Source organism: Serratia sp. OS31 (genome assembly GCF_014164835.1).
Lineage (GTDB): Bacteria > Pseudomonadota > Gammaproteobacteria > Enterobacterales > Enterobacteriaceae > Serratia > Serratia liquefaciens_A.
The window spans coordinates 12711-31079 of sequence record NZ_JACJFQ010000041.1 but is presented as its reverse complement, the minus strand read 5'-3'; the positions used below and the strand labels follow the sequence as shown (position 1 = coordinate 31079).

At 54.9% G+C, this 18369-nt stretch carries 20 protein-coding genes and 1 riboswitch; of the genes, 11 read left to right on the top strand and 9 right to left on the bottom strand.

Annotation, left to right across the window (positions count from 1 at the left end; all coding sequences use genetic code 11):
* The first annotated feature begins 574 nt into the window (after positions 1-574).
* Positions 575-2164, top strand: a complete 1590-nt coding sequence (gene purH / locus H5P17_RS23635; RefSeq protein ID WP_182825547.1) for a bifunctional phosphoribosylaminoimidazolecarboxamide formyltransferase/IMP cyclohydrolase — start codon at positions 575-577, stop codon at positions 2162-2164.
* Positions 2165-2212: 48 nt separating this feature from the next.
* A complete protein-coding gene (gene purD, locus H5P17_RS23630) occupies positions 2213-3496 on the top strand; it encodes a phosphoribosylamine--glycine ligase (RefSeq protein WP_182825546.1) in 1284 nt (427 codons plus the stop codon).
* A gap of 43 nt (positions 3497-3539) precedes the next feature.
* Here the strand turns inward: purD and H5P17_RS23625 are convergent, their stop codons facing one another.
* From H5P17_RS23625 to nudC, 6 genes are all read right to left on the bottom strand, one after another.
* A complete protein-coding gene (locus H5P17_RS23625) occupies positions 3540-4178 on the bottom strand; it encodes a DUF1481 domain-containing protein (protein WP_182825545.1) in 639 nt (212 codons plus the stop codon).
* Between the two features lie 69 nt (positions 4179-4247).
* The gene (gene hupA, locus H5P17_RS23620; protein ID WP_012004757.1) at positions 4248-4520 is read right to left on the bottom strand and encodes a nucleoid-associated protein HU-alpha; all 273 of its coding nucleotides are present in this window, start codon (positions 4518-4520) and stop codon (positions 4248-4250) included.
* A gap of 188 nt (positions 4521-4708) precedes the next feature.
* A complete protein-coding gene (locus H5P17_RS23615) occupies positions 4709-5299 on the bottom strand; it encodes a YjaG family protein (protein WP_004953973.1) in 591 nt (196 codons plus the stop codon).
* A 48-nt stretch (positions 5300-5347) separates the two neighbouring features.
* The gene (gene nfi / locus H5P17_RS23610; protein ID WP_044554714.1) at positions 5348-6034 is read right to left on the bottom strand and encodes a deoxyribonuclease V; all 687 of its coding nucleotides are present in this window, start codon (positions 6032-6034) and stop codon (positions 5348-5350) included.
* A gap of 9 nt (positions 6035-6043) precedes the next feature.
* Positions 6044-7108 carry a uroporphyrinogen decarboxylase gene (gene hemE / locus H5P17_RS23605; protein WP_182825544.1) on the bottom strand — a complete coding sequence of 355 codons (1065 nt, stop codon included), beginning with the start codon at positions 7106-7108 and terminating at the stop codon, positions 6044-6046.
* A gap of 40 nt (positions 7109-7148) precedes the next feature.
* Positions 7149-7916 carry an NAD(+) diphosphatase gene (nudC, locus tag H5P17_RS23600; protein ID WP_182825543.1) on the bottom strand — a complete coding sequence of 256 codons (768 nt, stop codon included), beginning with the start codon at positions 7914-7916 and terminating at the stop codon, positions 7149-7151.
* A gap of 99 nt (positions 7917-8015) precedes the next feature.
* Between nudC and H5P17_RS23595 the strand changes: the two genes are divergently transcribed.
* The 9 genes from H5P17_RS23595 to H5P17_RS23555 all read left to right on the top strand — a co-directional run bounded on the left by H5P17_RS23595 (position 8016) and on the right by H5P17_RS23555 (position 16153).
* On the top strand, positions 8016-8519 hold the full coding sequence (locus H5P17_RS23595) for an Rsd/AlgQ family anti-sigma factor (protein ID WP_044554717.1): 504 nt from the start codon (positions 8016-8018) through the stop codon (positions 8517-8519).
* Positions 8520-8558: 39 nt separating this feature from the next.
* Positions 8559-8683, top strand: a riboswitch (TPP riboswitch).
* Between the two features lie 114 nt (positions 8684-8797).
* The gene (gene thiC, locus H5P17_RS23590) at positions 8798-10741 is read left to right on the top strand and encodes a phosphomethylpyrimidine synthase ThiC (RefSeq protein WP_220496949.1); all 1944 of its coding nucleotides are present in this window, start codon (positions 8798-8800) and stop codon (positions 10739-10741) included.
* Positions 10734-11372 carry a thiamine phosphate synthase gene (gene thiE / locus H5P17_RS23585; RefSeq protein WP_182825542.1) on the top strand — a complete coding sequence of 213 codons (639 nt, stop codon included), beginning with the start codon at positions 10734-10736 and terminating at the stop codon, positions 11370-11372. The genes thiC and thiE overlap by 8 nt, the downstream gene beginning before the upstream one ends.
* Before the next feature lie 4 nt (positions 11373-11376).
* Positions 11377-12126 (top strand): HesA/MoeB/ThiF family protein, encoded by a 750-nt coding sequence (locus H5P17_RS23580; RefSeq protein ID WP_182825541.1) that lies wholly within the window; start codon positions 11377-11379, stop codon positions 12124-12126.
* A complete protein-coding gene (thiS, locus tag H5P17_RS23575; protein WP_182825540.1) occupies positions 12123-12323 on the top strand; it encodes a sulfur carrier protein ThiS in 201 nt (66 codons plus the stop codon). The genes H5P17_RS23580 and thiS overlap by 4 nt, the downstream gene beginning before the upstream one ends.
* A gap of 1 nt (position 12324) precedes the next feature.
* Positions 12325-13104: a thiazole synthase gene (locus tag H5P17_RS23570; protein ID WP_044554722.1), complete on the top strand. Its 780-nt coding sequence runs from the start codon at positions 12325-12327 to the stop codon at positions 13102-13104.
* Positions 13104-14237 (top strand): 2-iminoacetate synthase ThiH, encoded by a 1134-nt coding sequence (gene thiH / locus H5P17_RS23565; RefSeq protein WP_182825539.1) that lies wholly within the window; start codon positions 13104-13106, stop codon positions 14235-14237. Before H5P17_RS23570 ends, thiH begins: the two co-directional genes overlap by 1 nt.
* A gap of 304 nt (positions 14238-14541) precedes the next feature.
* The gene (locus H5P17_RS23560) at positions 14542-15033 is read left to right on the top strand and encodes an acyl-CoA thioesterase (RefSeq protein WP_255477987.1); all 492 of its coding nucleotides are present in this window, start codon (positions 14542-14544) and stop codon (positions 15031-15033) included.
* 304 nt (positions 15034-15337) lie between these two features.
* Positions 15338-16153: a helix-turn-helix domain-containing protein gene (locus H5P17_RS23555; RefSeq protein ID WP_182825538.1), complete on the top strand. Its 816-nt coding sequence runs from the start codon at positions 15338-15340 to the stop codon at positions 16151-16153.
* Here the strand turns inward: H5P17_RS23555 and H5P17_RS23550 are convergent.
* Genes H5P17_RS23550 through H5P17_RS23540 form a run of 3 tightly spaced genes read right to left on the bottom strand, consistent with a single transcriptional unit; the run spans position 16139 to position 18325 of the window.
* Complete coding sequence (locus tag H5P17_RS23550; RefSeq protein WP_182825537.1) at positions 16139-17413, bottom strand: sensor histidine kinase KdpD; 1275 nt, start codon at positions 17411-17413, stop codon at positions 16139-16141. The genes H5P17_RS23555 and H5P17_RS23550 overlap by 15 nt on opposite strands.
* Position 17414: 1 nt before the next feature.
* Complete coding sequence (locus H5P17_RS23545) at positions 17415-17879, bottom strand: oxidoreductase (protein ID WP_182825536.1); 465 nt, start codon at positions 17877-17879, stop codon at positions 17415-17417.
* A complete protein-coding gene (locus H5P17_RS23540; RefSeq protein WP_044554729.1) occupies positions 17879-18325 on the bottom strand; it encodes a GNAT family N-acetyltransferase in 447 nt (148 codons plus the stop codon). Before H5P17_RS23540 ends, H5P17_RS23545 begins: the two co-directional genes overlap by 1 nt.
* Positions 18326-18369: the final 44 nt, after the last annotated feature.

Genomic DNA, 18369 nt, shown 5'->3' with positions numbered 1-18369 from the left:
CTTGGTCACTCTTCAAGACTTGATATTTTTTTGAACCCGAAGGTTCTGGATATCGTCTTGTGGAGTGCCCACACAGATTGTCTGATAAATTGTTAAAGAGCAGTGAGTTAGCTGCCGTAGCTTGCTATCTCGAGGTGGCGTATAATACGCTTTCCTCTTTCAGAGTCAACCCCTAAATTTCAGGATTTTTTCTCTTCGAACCCCGGAGACTCTGTGAAGTTGTTCACATGTTCCGTGTCGATGGAGGCGCATTATAGGGAGTTCCTCGCAGGCCGCAACAGGTATTTTCGACAAAAACGATCGTTTGCTGCATTCCACAGCAAAAGCCCGCCTTATACCCTGTTGTGCACAAACTTATCCACAGAAGCCATTTGCACGGAAAATTTACGAGCGCCACGCAAACGTTTTCGCTACAATTCCCCGCGACGAAACGCTCCCCTTTTTATGGGGGCGTTACCTGAATTTGTGCCCGATGCCCCCTTTATAGAGAGAAAAACCTTTCCTTATAGAGAGTAGAAGGTGGAAATTCACGTAACGCTCTTTTATTGCGACTCCAAAGCCAAGGGATAAAACCATGCAACAACCTCGTCCAATCCGCCGGGCCCTGCTCAGCGTCTCTGACAAAGCCGGTATCGTTGAATTCGCCGAAGCGCTTTCAAGCCGTGGCGTTGAACTGCTCTCCACTGGCGGTACCGCTCGCCTGCTGGCAGATGCCGGCCTGCCTGTTACCGAAGTTTCCGACTACACCGGCTTCCCGGAAATGATGGATGGACGAGTGAAGACGCTGCACCCGAAAGTACACGGCGGCATTCTGGGCCGTCGCGGCCAGGACGACGGCATCATGAGCCAACATGACATCAAGCCGATCGACATGGTGGTGGTAAACCTGTATCCGTTCGCCCAAACCGTGGCGCGCCCGGATTGCTCGCTGGCAGATGCAGTAGAGAATATCGACATCGGCGGCCCGACTATGGTGCGCTCTGCAGCCAAGAACCACAAAGACGTTGCCATCGTCGTCAAGAGCAGCGACTACGCCGCTATCATTACCGAGATGGATAACAACGACGGCTCACTGCAATACGTCACCCGTTTCGATCTGGCTATCAAGGCTTTTGAACACACCGCCGCTTACGACAGCATGATCGCCAACTACTTCGGCGCGCTGGTGCCGGCCTACCATGGCGACACCGAGCAACCTTCCGGTCGCTTCCCTCGCACGCTGAACCTTAACTACATCAAGAAGCAGGATATGCGCTACGGTGAGAACAGCCACCAGCAGGCCGCCTTCTATATAGAAGAGAATGTTCAGGAAGCTTCTGTTGCCACCGCTGACCAGTTACAGGGCAAAGCGCTGTCGTACAACAACATCGCCGATACCGATGCGGCGCTGGAGTGCGTGAAAGAGTTCGTCGAACCGGCCTGCGTTATCGTCAAGCATGCCAACCCCTGTGGCGTGGCGATAGGCGACGATATTCTGGCAGCCTATGAGCGTGCCTATCAAACCGATCCTACCTCCGCGTTCGGCGGCATCATCGCCTTCAACCGCGAACTGGACGCCGCCACTGCGCAGGCCATCATCAGTCGTCAGTTTGTGGAAGTGATTATCGCACCTGGCATCAGCCAGGAAGCGCGTTCCCTGCTGGCCGCCAAGCAGAACGTCCGCGTGCTGGCCTGCGGCCAATGGCAGCAACGCGTTGCCGCTCTGGACTTCAAGCGCGTCAACGGGGGCTTGCTGGTGCAGGATCGCGATCTGGGCATGGTAAGTGAAAGCGATCTGCGCGTAGTGTCCGAACGCCAACCTACCGCTCAGGAATTGCGTGATGCGCTGTTCTGCTGGAAAGTGGCCAAGTTTGTTAAGTCCAACGCAATTGTTTATGCGCGCGACAACATGACCATCGGCATAGGCGCGGGGCAAATGAGCCGCGTTTACTCAGCCAAGATCGCGGGCATCAAAGCCGCCGACGAAGGTCTGGAAGTCAAAGGCTCCGCCATGGCGTCCGACGCCTTCTTCCCGTTCCGTGACGGTATCGATGCCGCGGCAGCCGTTGGCATCACCTGCGTGATCCAACCAGGCGGGTCGATCCGCGATGATGAAGTGATTGCCGCCGCCAACGAACACGGCATTGCGATGATCTTTACCGATATGCGTCACTTCCGCCATTAATCCTTTTTGCTGCGTGCGCTGCGGCGCACGCCCTTCGTGGAGCACCTGATGAACATTTTAATTATCGGCAACGGCGGACGCGAACACGCGCTGGCCTGGAAAGCCGCCCAATCACCGCTGGCGGACAAAGTTTACGTAGCGCCAGGCAATGCCGGTACCGCGCTGGAACCCAGTCTTACGAACGTCGAGATCTCCGCGACCGATATTCCAGCCCTGCTCGCTTTTGCCCAGAGCAACGATATCGGCCTCACTATTGTCGGGCCGGAAGCGCCGTTGGTGATTGGCGTGGTTGACGCCTTCCAGGCCGTCGGTCTGAAAATCTTTGGCCCCTCTCAGGCCGCAGCCCAGTTAGAAGGCTCTAAAGCCTTCACCAAAGATTTCCTGGCGCGCCACAATATCCCAAGCGCCGAGTACCAAAACTTTACCGAAGTCGAACCCGCGCTGGCTTATGTTCGCAGTAAAGGCGCCCCGATCGTCATCAAGGCCGACGGCCTTGCTGCCGGTAAAGGCGTGATTGTTGCCATGACGCTGCAGGAAGCGGAAGACGCCGTGCAAGACATGCTGGCAGGCAACGCCTTCGGCGATGCAGGCCACCGTATCGTGGTGGAAGAGTTCCTGGATGGGGAAGAAGCCAGCTTTATCGTCATGGTCGACGGTGCAAACGTGGTGCCGATGGCCACCAGCCAGGATCATAAACGCGTCGGCGATGGCGACACCGGCCCGAACACCGGCGGCATGGGGGCTTATTCCCCGGCGCCAGTGGTGACCGATGAAATCCACCAGCGCGCGATGGACCAGGTTATCTGGCCAACCGTGCGCGGCATGGCGGCGGAAGGAAACACCTATGTCGGTTTCCTTTATGCCGGGCTGATGATCTCTGCGGACGGTCAGCCGAAAGTCATTGAATTCAACTGCCGCTTTGGCGATCCGGAAACCCAGCCGATCATGCTGCGTCTGCGTTCCGATCTGGTTGAACTGTGCCTGGCCGGTGCGGAAGGCAAGCTGGATGAGAAAACGTCTGAATGGGATGAACGCCCTGCGTTAGGCGTAGTACTGGCTGCCGGCGGTTATCCGGGTGACTATAACAACGGTGAGGTCATTCAGGGTCTGCCGCAGCAAGAAAGCGCCGACGGTAAGGTATTCCATGCCGGCACCCGCATGCAGGGTAACGACGTGGTGACCAGCGGTGGCCGCGTGCTGTGCGTTACCGCACTGGGTGAAACGGTGGCTCAGGCGCAACAACGCGCTTACCAGTTGGCGGAAGGCATTCAGTGGCCAGGCAGCTTCTGCCGTAAGGACATTGGCTATCGTGCGATTGCACGCGGCAAATGATCTGAACGCCAATCTCTCAGGGCTCCGCCATGCGGGGCCTTTTTTATAGCTGATCTTCTTTCGGTTCCCAGCGGCAAAAATCTTCGTTTGCCACCAGCAGCAGTTCACGCCCTTCCGGCGCATCCAACCAGGCAATATTCACCGGTTGGCTGCTGTTGCGGGCGCGACGCTCAATCCAGGCTTCGGCACTGCCGTCCAGCCCAGGTTTCAACGTTTGCCCATCGCAGGTTTGCACCGTGCCCTGTTGCCAACGCCCCTGCAGCAGTTTCACATTGCCGGCACGCAACGCATTACTCACTTCAAGCACTCGACGCGCCTGGTATTGGTACAGCGCGATTTCATCGGCGGTCAGTTGTTCACGCCGCGTGGCCAGTTGGCGCTGCATAAAGCTCACTTCGCCGTCATCGGTGAAGCGAAGTTGGATCGAGTCACGATCGCCATCGGCATCGGTGCGTTTAATCTGGCGCAGTTCGCCGTTTTGGTATTCGTACAACGTGGTGACGGTGCCCGGGCCGCGATAAGGACTGTAGACGCTCATCAACACTTGTGGGCGGTGCCGATCGTCGTCTTTGCGCCACAGGCGAATAACGCCCTGGTCGGCCACAAATCCGCTGGCACTAAAGGCAGGGGGATCTGAATGACTGCTGCAGGCGCTCAGGACACCGGCAAGGCCGATGACCATGAGCGCCTGTCGGATAAACAAAAGGGGCGCTTTTGCCCCCCTGTTTAATCTTTTCACCAACACGCAGTATTACTTAACCGCGTCTTTCAGTGCTTTACCAGAAACGAACGCAGGCACGTTAGCAGCTGCGATTTTGATTTCTTTACCAGTCTGCGGGTTGCGACCAGTGCGCTCGTTGCGGTGGTTGACCTTGAAAGTACCGAAACCAACCAATTGTACTGCATCACCTTCTTTCAGAGACTCAGTAATAGCAGCCAGGGTGGATTCCAGAGCCAGTTTAGCTTGTGCTTTGGAAAGGTCAGCCTTGTCCGCGATTACATCAATCAGTTGAGTCTTGTTCATAAGTTATCCTTACAGTGTGTTTATCGTTTGCAAAGCATCGAGTGCGACGGATATGCCGATTGACAGCACTCCCTGCATACACGCACCGATAGCCACTTTTTTTACGCCCCCCAAATGTAGACCAGACAGGGTGCGGATGTGAAGCCTTAAGGCATGACAAATCAGGCGTTAAATCACGTTTTCTTGCCTTATTGCGTTAAATTTATCCCGATATTACTTACCGCCGCCTCGCGGAGGTCGGAACGCAAGCCTTTGATCAGCTCTAAATCACGTTCTTCGCAGTCAGCCAACAGGCGGAAAATTTCCCATTGGATGTCCCATTCTTCCTCTACCGCAGGCAAAACCTTGAGCTCATCGTCGGTCATTTCTTTACCGGCCTGAGTCATTTCCAACATCGCCACGGTGCGAATTGACGTTTCGCTAATGGCGATGGCGTGCTCTAGCGTCTCCCCGCTGAGTCGCGAATGGATCAGTTCCCCTAATGCGATACAGGCGTCAATAGCCGGGTAAACGCCGTAAAGATCGTAATCTTCTGCCGAAGGTATCGCCTCTTCCAACTTCTCCAGCTGGCTGTCAAAGTTGACCTTGGCGTCCTTGACCACCAGCGTTTCCCACACCAAATCCAGAATACGGCGGTAAATCGCCGGATCGCCAAACTCGGTTTGCAGGCAGAACATCTGGTAATTCGGATACATACGCTCGCACAAACTGGCCATAAAGGTCAAATGTTGCCAGCTTTCAAGCTTTTCCAGACGTAAATGGATCGGGTTACGTAGCATTATTCACTCTCTTACGCGTTATCTGCGCCGCAGTGTACCCGAAATCGGTCATTGCGACACCTCTGGATGCTGCTGCAACCAGCGCTGGAAGGCCGGCCGGCGCGAGGCGATGGCATCGGCCCAGCGCGTAGGTTCCGGCAAACGGTAGCCCGCCATGCAACGTTGTACCCAGGCCAACGCACTGTCGGCCCCGACGCGGTGGCCGGTGGAGATAAACAACGGATTACAACGCGCCTTGCTACGCCACACCCAACCCAACTGCTCGCCTTTGTCTTCCAGTGGCGCCAACGCGCCTGCGGCGGCGTCCAAAGGGGCGAATTTACCGCACAGACGCTTTTTGGCGACGCCAATGGTCGGCACGTCGACCAGTAGGCCAAAATGGCTGGCAACGCCCAGACGTCGCGGGTGCGAGATACCATGGCCGTCGACAAAAACCAGGTCCGGCTTCTGCTGCAGTTGCCCCCAGGCCGCGAGCAATGCGGGGTATTCACGAAATGATAAAAAGCCGGGAATGTAAGGCAGGGTGGTCGCGACACGAGCCACCCGATACTCCACCAGTTCCAGCGATGGATAGCGCAGGATGGCAATGGCGGCTCGCGTCACCTCACCTTCCTGCTCAAAGCCCACGTCGGCACCGGCAATAAAGGCCGGCGACTCGGCCCGGAAGTCATCGAAACGAATCACCTCCGAGGCGCGCTGCAATTGCTCCGCGCGCAGGGCTTGGGTATCTATCACGTCCGGTCCTTAGCGATGGTATTTGCCCGATTGAGCGTGAACCGCCTCAACAAAGACGCCGGCGTTTTCTGGTGGCACATCCAAATGAATGCCGTGACCCAGATTGAACACATGCCCTTCACCGTGACCGAAACCGGCCAGAATGGTTTCCACTTCCTGGGCAATACGCTCAGGCGACGCATACAGCATGGACGGATCCATATTGCCCTGCAGTGCCACTTTATCGCCTACACGACGGCGCGCGTCGGCGATGTCGGTCGTCCAGTCAAGACCCAGCGCGTCACAACCCGTGGCCGCCATGGCCTCCAGCCACTGGCCCCCGCCTTTGGTGAACAGCGTGACCGGCACGCGGCGGCCATCGTTTTCACGCAGCAGCCCATCGACAATCTTATGCATGTAATGCAGAGAGAATTCGCGGTAGTCACGGCCGGTCAGCACGCCGCCCCAGGTGTCGAAGACCATTACCGACTGCGCGCCGGCTTTGATCTGGGCATTGAGATACAAAATGACGCTGTCTGCCAGTTTATCCAGCAGCAGGTGCAGCGTAGCCGGTTCCGCGTACATCATTTTTTTCAGCTTGGTGAAGGCCTTGCTGCTGCCGCCTTCCACCATGTAGGTTGCCAGGGTCCATGGGCTGCCGGAGAAACCGATCAGCGGCACTTCGCCTTTAAGCTCGCGGCGGATAGTACGCACCGCGTTCATCACATAGCCCAGTTCAACTTCCGGATCGAAGACTGGCAACTTGTCCACGTCGGCACGACAGGTAATAGGCGAGGAGAAACGCGGGCCTTCGCCGGTTTCGAAATACAGCCCCAGCCCCATAGCATCGGGAATGGTGAGGATGTCGGAGAACAGAATGGCCGCATCCAGCGGGAAGCGGCGCAACGGCTGCAGCGTAACCTCGCAAGCCAGTTCCGCGTTCTTGCACAGCGACATAAAATCACCGGCCTGGGCACGGGTGGCTTTGTACTCCGGCAAATAACGACCTGCCTGACGCATCATCCATACGGGGGTCACATCCACCGGCTGACGCAGCAGCGCGCGCAGGTAACGATCGTTCTTCAACTCATTCATTTATGGGGCTCCCTTATTCATCTGCCGCTATTGTAGCGAGTTATTGCTCGCGGCATAAGGCTACGGTGTCCTCTATCAGGCGGCGCGCCACGGTGCCGGGCGGCGGCAACAGCGGCAACCGATCGTAGCGGTACCAGCCGGCGTTAAGCAGTTCTTTCGGATCGTGGCGGATCTCACCCCGGTGATAATCGGCCATAAAGGCCATCATCAGCGAATGCGGGAACGGCCAGGGCTGCGAAGTGACGTAACGCAGATTTTTGATTTCAATGTTACTTTCCTCCATCACCTCGCGTGCTGCCGCCTGCTCCAGCGTTTCACCGACCTCGACAAAACCGGCCAAGACGGTATGAATGCCGCCACGATGACGTACGTGCTGCGCCAGCAGGATCTCATCGTCACGCCGGATGGCAACGATCACGCAGGGCGCGATCTGCGGGTAGTAACGCTCCCGGCAATTGCCGCACAGGCAGGCGCTCTCGGTACGACTGAGGTGCATCTCGTGGCCACAGTAACCGCAGTAGCGATGGGAACGGTAGAAGTCGGCCAGCTGCACTCCCCGACCAGCCAGTTGGAACAGTCCGCGATCGAGCTCAAGCAGTTGACGCACCGAGCCCATTTCCTGCGGCATCGCCTGACGCACCAGCCAGACCGGCAACCCCTCCCATTCACCAATAGCCCGGGCCATCCGCCCCTGCAGGGAAAATGACGCCGCCAAACCGCACGGCAATTCACCGTTTGGTAACCAAAGTTTGCTTTCATGGCTGACGATCCACCAGCCATTTTCATTACCCGTTAATGCAAGTTCCATATCGTTGTTGCACAACCTCAGCTTCACTGGCACTCTACGAATCGGCCTTGTAACATTTTAATAACTTACTGTTACGTTTTATTACTTACGGAGTCAAACATGCTCAACCGTTTGGAAAGCCTGACTCAGCGCGTTGGTGGTAGTAATGAATTAGTTGATCAATGGCTTCAGGCTCGCAAGCAACTGCTGGTCGCCTATTGCACCCTCGTGGGCATTAAACCGAATAAAGAAAAGCATACGCCGCTGAATGAAAAAGCGCTGGAGAACTTTTGCCATAATCTGGTGGATTACCTCTCCGCCGGTCATTTTCATATCTATGACAGAATTATCAAGCAAGTGGAAGGCGCATCCAGTCCGAAAATGAGTCTGGCCGTCAACATCTATCCCAAGCTCTGGGCCAATACCGAGCAGATTATGGCTTTCCACGATCGCTATACCGAAGTGGATATCGATCAGGACGTATGCCTGGAATTCCATCAGGCATTGTCGGATATCGGTGAAACCCTGGCGGCGCGTTTTACCCTGGAAGATAAGCTGATCCTGCTGGCGGCTGATGCCTGGCAACAAGCGGTACCGGACCAGGCGCTGGATCAGGTTCGTTAGAATTTTGTAGTTTTTTTTATTATCCCTCCTATACTGGGGGGCATCTTGTCGGAGTGCCTAGCGCCTGATTTGTTCATCAAATTGGCCAGGCTGAGACCGTTAATTCGGGATCCGCGGAACCTGATCGGGTTAATACCCGCGAAGGGAACAAGAGTAATCTATCGGTACAGGCAGGTGATCCCAACAGGGATAATCCCGCCCTGTCGGCCAGCATCATTACTCCCTCCGAGCTCCAGACAAGCAACTTTCCCAACCCAACACACTGGTAGGAACTTGCTATGTCTAACGTTAAAAAACCCCGTGCCCGTAAAGAGCAACGCGAAGAAGCCCAGCAGTTTATCGATACCCTTCAAGGCGTTTCCTTTCCCAACTCACGCCGGATTTATCTGCAGGGCTCACGCAACGATCTGCAGGTGCCGATGCGTGAAATCCAGCTTAGCCCGACGCTGCTTGGCGGCGACAAAGACAACCCACGGTACGAGCCCAACGAAGCCATTCCGGTATACGATACCGCGGGTCCTTACGGCGATCCGCAATCTGAACTTAATGTGCATACCGGCCTGGTTAAACTGCGTGCAGGCTGGATAGCTGAACGCGGTGATACCGAAGAGCTCAATGGCGTCAGTTCCGGTTTCACCCAGCAGCGCCTGGCGGATGAAGGCCTGGATCACCTGCGTTTTGAACATCTGCCGCGGCCGCGCAAGGCGCAATCTGGCAAATGCGTCACCCAGTTGCACTACGCCCGCGCCGGCGTAATCACCCCGGAGATGGAGTTTATCGCCATCCGCGAAAACATGGGCCGCGAGCGTATCCGCGGCGATGTCCTGCGCCAGCAGCATCCGGGCCAAGGCTGGGGAGCCAACCTGCCGGAGAACATCACGCCGGAATTCGTTCGACAGGAAGTCGCCGCCGGGCGCGCCATCATTCCCGCCAATATTAACCATCCCGAATCCGAGCCGATGATCATCGGTCGCAACTTTCTGGTGAAAGTTAACGCCAACATCGGCAACTCGGCGGTGACCTCATCCATCGAAGAGGAGGTCGAGAAACTGGTCTGGTCCACCCGCTGGGGTGCGGATACGGTGATGGACCTGTCCACCGGCCGCTATATCCACGAAACCCGCGAATGGATCCTGCGTAACAGTCCGGTACCGATCGGCACGGTGCCTATCTATCAGGCACTGGAAAAAGTGAACGGCGTGGCGGAAAACCTGACCTGGGAAATGTTCCGCGATACGTTACTGGAGCAGGCAGAACAAGGCGTTGACTACTTCACCATCCACGCTGGCGTGCTGTTGCGCTATGTACCGATGACCGCCAAGCGCCTGACCGGCATCGTCTCACGCGGCGGTTCGATCATGGCTAAATGGTGTCTGTCACACCATCAGGAAAACTTCCTGTACCAGCACTTCCGTGAAATCTGCGAGATCTGCGCCGCCTATGACGTCTCACTGTCCCTTGGCGACGGCCTGCGCCCAGGCTCGATTCAGGACGCCAATGACGAAGCGCAGTTCGCAGAACTGCACACGCTGGGCGAGTTGACCAAAATTGCCTGGGAATACGACGTGCAGGTGATGATCGAAGGTCCTGGTCACGTACCGATGCAAATGATCCGTCGCAACATGACCGAAGAGTTGGAGCATTGCCACGAAGCGCCGTTCTACACCCTTGGCCCGCTAACCACCGATATCGCTCCGGGCTATGACCACTTCACCTCCGGTATCGGCGCCGCGATGATCGGTTGGTTCGGCTGCGCCATGCTGTGTTACGTCACGCCGAAGGAGCACCTCGGGCTGCCGAACAAAGAAGACGTCAAACAGGGGCTGATCACCTACAAAATTGCCGCCCACGCCGCCGATTTGGCCAAAGGCCACCCTGGCGCTCAGATCCGCGATAACGCCATGTCCAAGGCGCGTTTCGAATTCCGCTGGGAAGATCAGTTCAACCTGGCGCTCGATCCGGCTACCGCACGGGCTTATCACGACGAAACCCTGCCGCAAGAGTCCGGCAAAATCGCCCACTTCTGTTCCATGTGCGGCCCCAAATTCTGCTCGATGAAAATTTCGCAGGAAGTTCGCGATTATGCCGCCGCGCAGGAAGCCGCCAAACCGATAGAAGTACAACTCACCGGCATGGAAAAAATGTCGGCCGAGTTCCGTTCGCGCGGCAGCGAGCTCTACCACAGCGCCGGCAACCTGCAAGAGGAACTGAGCAATGACTGATATCACCACACCTTTCCCCGCCACCCCGCACAAGCTGGGGTTATACCCGGTAGTCGACAGTGTCGAATGGATTGCTCGCCTGCTGGATGCGGGTGTTACCACGATCCAACTGCGCATCAAGGATCTGCCGGATGAGCAGGTCGAAGAGGATATTGCCGCCGCCATTGCGCTCGGTAAAAGGTACAACGCCCGCCTGTTTATCAACGACTATTGGCAATTGGCGATTAAACACGATGCCTATGGCGTACACCTGGGTCAGGAAGATCTGGAGACCACCGATTTGGCGGCCATTCACCGCGCCGGATTACGTTTAGGGGTTTCTACCCATGACGATACCGAACTGGCACGGGCCATTGCAGTGAAGCCTTCTTATATTGCGCTGGGGCATATCTTCCCGACGCAAACCAAAGACATGCCTTCCGCTCCCCAGGGTTTGGCAGAGCTGAAACGCCATATCCTCGGGCTGAGCAACTATCCGACGGTGGCGATCGGCGGGATCAGTATCGATCGCGTGGCGGACGTGTTGGCCTGCGGCGTCGGTAGCGTGGCGGTAGTCAGCGCCATTACTCAGGCGCCGGACTGGCGCGTCGCCACCGCTCAACTGCTGCAGCTGATCGAAGGCAAGGAGTAACCTCATGTTGAACGATCAAGAGTTTCTGCGTTACAGCCGCCAGTTACTGCTGGAAGACATTGGCCCGGAAGGCCAGGAGAAACTAAAAGGTTCGACGGCGCTGATCGTCGGGCTCGGGGGCTTAGGCTCCCCTGCAGCGCTCTATCTGGCTGCCGCCGGCGTCGGTACTCTGTTGCTGGCCGATGACGATACGCTTCACGTCACCAACCTGCAGCGCCAGATCTTGTACCGCAGCCCCGACGTTGCAAAAAGCAAAGCCGCTTTGGCACAGCGCCAGCTGCAGGCGCTGAATCCGATGGTCGAATCCATCGCGCTGGAACAACGGCTGCAAGGTGAAATCTTGCAACACGCCGTGGAACGCGCCGATCTCATTTTGGACTGCTGCGACAACATGGAAACCCGTCATGCGGTGAACGCTGCCTGCATCAGGGCCAACAAACCGCTTATCAGCGGCAGCGCGGTGGGCTTCAGCGGCCAGCTGCTGGTCATTGAACCGCCTTATGCCCACGGCTGTTACGCCTGCCTGTACCCGGAGCAAACCGAACCGCAGCGTAATTGCCGCACCGCCGGTGTACTCGGCCCGGTGGTCGGCGTCATAGGCACGCTGCAAGCCCTGGAGGCGATAAAAATGCTGGCGGGTATGCCTTCGTCACTCAACGGCAAGCTGCGGTTGTTCGACGGTAAGCAACAAAGCTGGAGCACCTTGCAGCTCAGCCAGGCCAGCACCTGCGCAGTATGCGGAGGGACAGCATGAAAATCCGGCTTAATGATCAGCCGTTGGCATTGGCGCAGCCACTGAGCGTCGACGCACTGCTCGAGCAGTTGGAGCGCCACCAGCCAGGTACGGCGCTGGCTATCAACCAAATCATCATCCCGCGTGCAGACTGGGCTAACCACCTGGTGCAAGACGGTGATGACATCCTGTTGTTTCAAGCGATCGCCGGAGGCTGACATGCTGCAAATCGCCGATACCCTCTTTACTTCACGCCTGTTTACCGGCACCGGCAAATTCGCCACCCCAACGCTGATGCTGGATGCCCTGCAGGCCTCCGGCTCGCAGTTAGTGACCATGGCGATGAAGCGCGTTGATCTGCGCGGCGGCAATGATGCCATTCTGGCCCCGCTGCAGCAGTTGGGCGTTCGCTTGCTGCCAAATACCTCAGGTGCCAAAACCGCTGCCGAGGCAGTGTTTGCGGCCCGGTTAGCGCGTGAAGCGCTCGGCACCCACTGGGTCAAACTGGAAATTCATCCTGACGTGAAATACCTGCTGCCGGACCCCATAGAAACCCTGAAAGCGGCGGAAACCTTGGTAAAAGAAGGTTTTGTGGTACTGCCTTACTGCGGTGCAGACCCGGTGCTCTGTAAACGGTTGGAAGAAGCGGGCTGCGCGGCGGTCATGCCGCTCGGATCGCCGATCGGTTCCAACCGGGGCCTGCGCACCCGCGACTTTCTGGAGATCATTATCGAGCAGGCCAAAGTGCCGGTGGTGGTGGACGCCGGTATCGGTGCGCCAAGCCATGCGCTGGAAGCCATGGAACTGGGCGCCGATGCGGTGCTGGTGAATACGGCTATCGCCGTGGCACGCGATCCCGTGCAGATGGCGCATGCTTTCCGTTTGGCATTGGAAGCCGGCGAACTGGCGCGCCAGGCCGGTTTGGGCAGTAGCCAACGCGGTGCTGCGGCCTCCAGCCCGCTGACGGCTTTTCTCAGCCAGGCCGGGGAGGCGCTGTGATGGCCGATGATTTCAGCCGCCGCTGGCAGCAGTTGGATTGGGACGATATCTCGCTGCGCATTAACAGCAAGACGGCGCGGGATGTGGAGCGCGCACTCAATGCGGACAAGCTGACGCGCGAAGACTTTATGGCCTTGATCTCTCCCGCCGCCGCCCCCTATCTGGAACCCCTGGCGCAACGTGCACAACAACTGACTCGCCAGCGTTTTGGTAACGTAGTCAGCTTCTATGTGCCCTTATACCTGTCCAATCTGTGTGCCAACGACTGCACCTACTGCGGCTTTTCGATGAGCAATCGCATCAAGCGCAAAACCCTGGATGCCGCAGAAATCGAGCGCGAATGCCTGGCGATAAAAGCACTGGGTTTCGAGCATCTGCTGTTGGTGACCGGCGAACATCAAACCAAGGTGGGCATGGATTACTTCCGCCAGCATATTCCGGCGATCCGCCGCCATTTCAGTTCGCTGATGATGGAGGTGCAACCGCTGGCGCAAGAAGAGTATGCCGAACTGAAAACGCTGGGGCTGGATGGTGTGCTGGTGTATCAGGAAACCTATCATCCCGCCACCTATCTGCAGCATCACCTCCGTGGGCAGAAACAGGACTTTCATTGGCGACTGGCCACGCCGGATCGCCTGGGCCGCGCCGGGATCGACAAGATCGGTCTCGGTGCTCTGGTCGGGCTTTCCAACAGTTGGCGTACCGACTGCTATATGTTGGCCGAGCACCTGTTTTATCTACAGCAAACCTATTGGCAGAGCCGTTATTCCATCTCGTTCCCGCGCTTGCGGCCTTGCGCCGGCGGCATCGAACCGGCGTCGATCATGAGTGAACCGCAACTGGTGCAACTGATCTGTGCTTTCCGACTGTTCGCGCCCGACGTGGAGCTTTCTTTGTCGACGCGTGAGTCACCGTTCTTCCGCGATCACATGATCCCGGTGGCGATCAACAGCGTCAGTGCCGGATCCAAGACACAGCCCGGTGGCTATGCTGACGACGTGCCGCCTGAACTGGAACAGTTCGAACCGCACGATGGCCGTACGCCGCAGCAGGTGGCGCAAGCCATCAGCGATGCCGGATTGCAGCCGGTGTGGAAGGACTGGGACGGCTATCTGGGACGCAGCCCGCAATAAGCTGCAACGCCTTTGGCATCATGGGAAAAGTGGTGGAGGCACTGTGCAGAAGCGATTGACGCTGCTGGTAAGGTTAATCCGCCTCGCTATAGTGGCGCTGCTGGTCGCCAACCCTGGCGCCAGCCGGAGTCGCCTTCTTCCTGGTGGCTCCGCCCTACTCCCCCGGATCGTGTCGGATATCCTCCTGCGCGACTCCGGATCCCCCCATGAATATCCTCATCGGTTTTTTGACAAAACAATCTGGTTTGACCACAGTTAAAGTCTGACCGTTAAACTGGTCTGACAACCTGGCGGGATAATAACCATGAACCTGTACCTGCGACTGCTTTGGATCTTGATCTCATCATGCTGGAAACCGCGCATGTCGATGGATGCCCTGACCAGCTCCCTGCAAACCCGAGTGTGGCTGAATGACATCGATATCAATCTGCATATGAACAATGGTCGCTATCTGACGGTTTGCGATCTCAATCGGGTGGACATGTTTATCCGCACAGGCCTGATGAAGTTAATGCTGAAGCGGCGTTGGTCGCCGATAGTTAGCCAGCTGAGCATGGATTACAAAAAGGCGCTGCAGCCATTCCAGCGTTATCAAGTCAGCATGACCATTACCCACTGGGACGATCGTTACTTTTATGCGACCCACACTTTCAGCGTCGGTGATCGGATCGTAGCGTTGGGTACGTCACAGGCTGTGGTGCTTGGGAAAGAAGGCGTGGTGGCGCCGGAAGAGGTAGTGAAAAGCGTACAGCAATATCAGCAGGCAAAAGAGAGTAAGCCAACCGCGCCGCAGTGATGGAATGAGTCCCTGATGCTGTAATGGCCCCTGGTGTTGGCCGTGTATCTTTTTGCTGCCTGCACCCGGCTTGAAAACAGATGCAGGCAGCTTATTCTGTGAGACAGGCAGCCCCCCCTAGGAACGCGAATCACACATATGATGCTAATTAATCATATCGACGATAAAATGTGAATGTCTTTTGAGTGTTATTTTTGGTGTTATCGAGTATGTTTTGAGTTTGATTAACAAAATCAAACGGATATAGGCGCAGCCATCCTGACTTCATCTATAATCGAGCCAGCAGGCAACCTCGGGACATCCAATGCTCGTGGTCAGCATCAGAAAAATCGAGGTGATCATGAAAAAAACGCCAAATTATGCAGAGGCCATTAGCGCCTTGTTGACCCAAAAAGGGGTGGGTGACAGGAAGCATGCATCCACGCTGGCGAGCATATTGAACCTTCAATACAACAGCGCCAAGCAGAAGCTGGATGGGAAAAGAGGCATCACTCTCGACGAGGCAAAAAAGGTATTTCAATACTTCAACGAATCGTTTGGAGGGCGCAGAGCCCATAACTGCGTGTTTATCATGAACAGCATACATAAACGATGCAATATTGAAGTGGATGACAAACCGGTAGATAACATTGAGGATGCGGAAACCTACGCATTCAGAAAAGACGATCTTTTTGTTATTAACACCGGCAGAGATAAAAGCGCGGATACCGAGCTGTATAAGGTCAAAAAAATAGACTTTCTGCCGGCGCCAAGGATAGCCATACTCGACAATGACCAGGACATTCTGGAGCTGCTAAAGAAAATCACCACCCGCTACGGGATTGAAACAGACACTTACTCGACGGCGGCAGCAATCATCGACGGCCTGGAGCGGCACGCCTACGAAGCCTTTATTCTTGATTGGTTGCTAGACTTCGGTGAGACGTCCGAAAAGGTCGTAGAAAAGATCAAAGACCGAGTGGATACCCCTGCACAAATCATCATCCTGACCGGCCAGTTAAACCATTATGAGAAAAATATTGGCGATATGATATTAAACTACGACGTGCATTTGGTTGAGAAGCCGACCAAGCCGCTGATTATCTCTTCACTGCTGCTTTCCCATTTATTTTTCAACTGATTTTATTGGCAGGCAAATCAAAAATGACGCCCCTTTGCCCTCGGCTGATTTCACTCTGATGGTGCCTTTCATTCTGGTCACATAGTTTTTTATAATGGTCAGCCCCAAGCCCAGCCCCTGGCGAGTCTCTCTTTCCAGCCCCTGATTAAACGCCTTGTATAATCGATCAATATTTTTCACGTTAAAACCGATACCGTTATCCTTCACCAGAAGATGAAGACGGCTATTATAAACCTTCACATTCACAGTGACCTGTCCGCAATGCGTATATTTATCGGCATTGCTCAACAGGTTGACAAGGATTCGGTATAGCTTGTACTTATCGGAGTAGATCCTGCCTGCATAGGACGAATGCCGGACAATGAATTGATTGTGGCCCTCTCCACTCACTGCGGCGATGGCATCGTCGACCACATCATTAAGTGAAAACAGAGAGTCGTTTATCTTTACCTCCCCCATTTCAAGCCTTGAGTAATCCATAACCTCACGGGTTTGCTCTGCAATTTTATTGCCATGATGCGAGATAAGCCGGACTTCTTTTTTCAACTCATCCTGAACCAGCTCATGCTCCATAATGTCTGCGGCAATCACGATAGCCTGCGTTGAGCCGGCAATCTCATGATAGATGGAGGAAATAAAGATATTCTTATTTTTGACTATCTCCTTCAGCGAGAGCGCATTTTTCAAGATAAGGAACATCATCAAGAAAATCAGCACCAGCGAGATAATGGCAAATAGCTCGGCTTTGCTCGAATTATCTTTGATGATGTCTTTAACCTCGGTGAAATTTCTTATCTGTATTTTGTAAATTACCTCTTGAATATCGACCAGAGAAATCTCCATCTCGTCCATAAAGGAGAGTATATCGGCTTTGGTCTTCGTGCCCTTTGCCAGCCCAGCGCTGAGCAGATCCAGCTCGGCATACTGACGCTTCAAAACCGCAAGGGTGTTGATAAACTCTTCGTCGTAATAAAAAGAGTCACTGAATGTGGAACGGTTTTCAAGAATGGCAATTTTTGATGCAAATATTTTCTTTTTGAGCCTAAAAGCGTCGTAGTGATCCTCATCGCCCAGAAGCAATGCGGTTTTCGTTCTTTCAAAGGATAAAAAGAGAATTTCAGCGACGGAGTAATTATCGAGATTAGGCTCAATCTGCTTGTATCGTTCTTTCACACTGCCGAAATTTACGGCAATCAACAGGATCAAGAACAGCAGCGCCGCAATGAGGGTGATGAGAGTCCCGATAAATTTCTTACTCATTTCACTTAACCTCTAGCATTTTTATTTGCCAAACGGTCTTTGCGTTCACATCAATCTTGTTCAATTCTGGGTGGCTATCGCGAGGATAGATGATCGCAAACGGCCCTAACTGTGCAACGTCCATCAGCTCGCCATTTTTCTTATAGGCGATAATAACTTTGTATTTATCCAGCTCAGCAACGGGCATTGAATATGAATAATCATCCCATGCAAAAGCGCGCACCTTGCCTCCCTTCAGGCCATATTCCTTTGCCAGTACGCTAAACTCAACGCCGGTAAAAACGGCCTCAGGGGTGAAATTGGTAGAGGTTTTAATCGAAGAGGATGGCATCGCTTCTAACGCTTGCAGCGTAATTTTGATCTTCTCGCCATCGTTCTTTTTAAGATAAAAATAATCAACGCTCGCATAGAGCGGCGCACTAAACAGGGAAATCAGAAATAATGCTATCAGTCCTTTGATTTTCATTACTTTTCACCTTTACGTTTAACCAGTTCCGCCTGACCAAATTCATCCTGGCCAATGGCAACCCAGCCACGCCGCTGATAAAACACCTCGGCCCTGGAGCCCTGATCGGTAGTGAGATGGATTTCTTCGGCGCCATTCTCAAACAACCATGCCGTTACGGCGTTCAGTAAAGCGGAGCCTATACCTTTCGACTGGTACTCCGGCTTGACAAACAGCCCGCCAATCAAGGGATCAGGAATAAAGAGGCCGAAACCGACACCGGCATAATCTTCACCGTATTTGCAAATCCAGCCACCGCCCTGATTGATATCATCCAGCGCCTGGGTTCTCTGAAGGTATTGGATCTGGTGAGGATGAAGCGGATTCTCTTCGACGGAAAATCTGATTTCATACAGGTAAGGCAGGTGTTTTGCAGCAAGTTTTTCGAAGGTGATCAGGCTGTCCATATCTGCACAATCCTTGGTTGACATAGTACACAGGCGATTTTAGC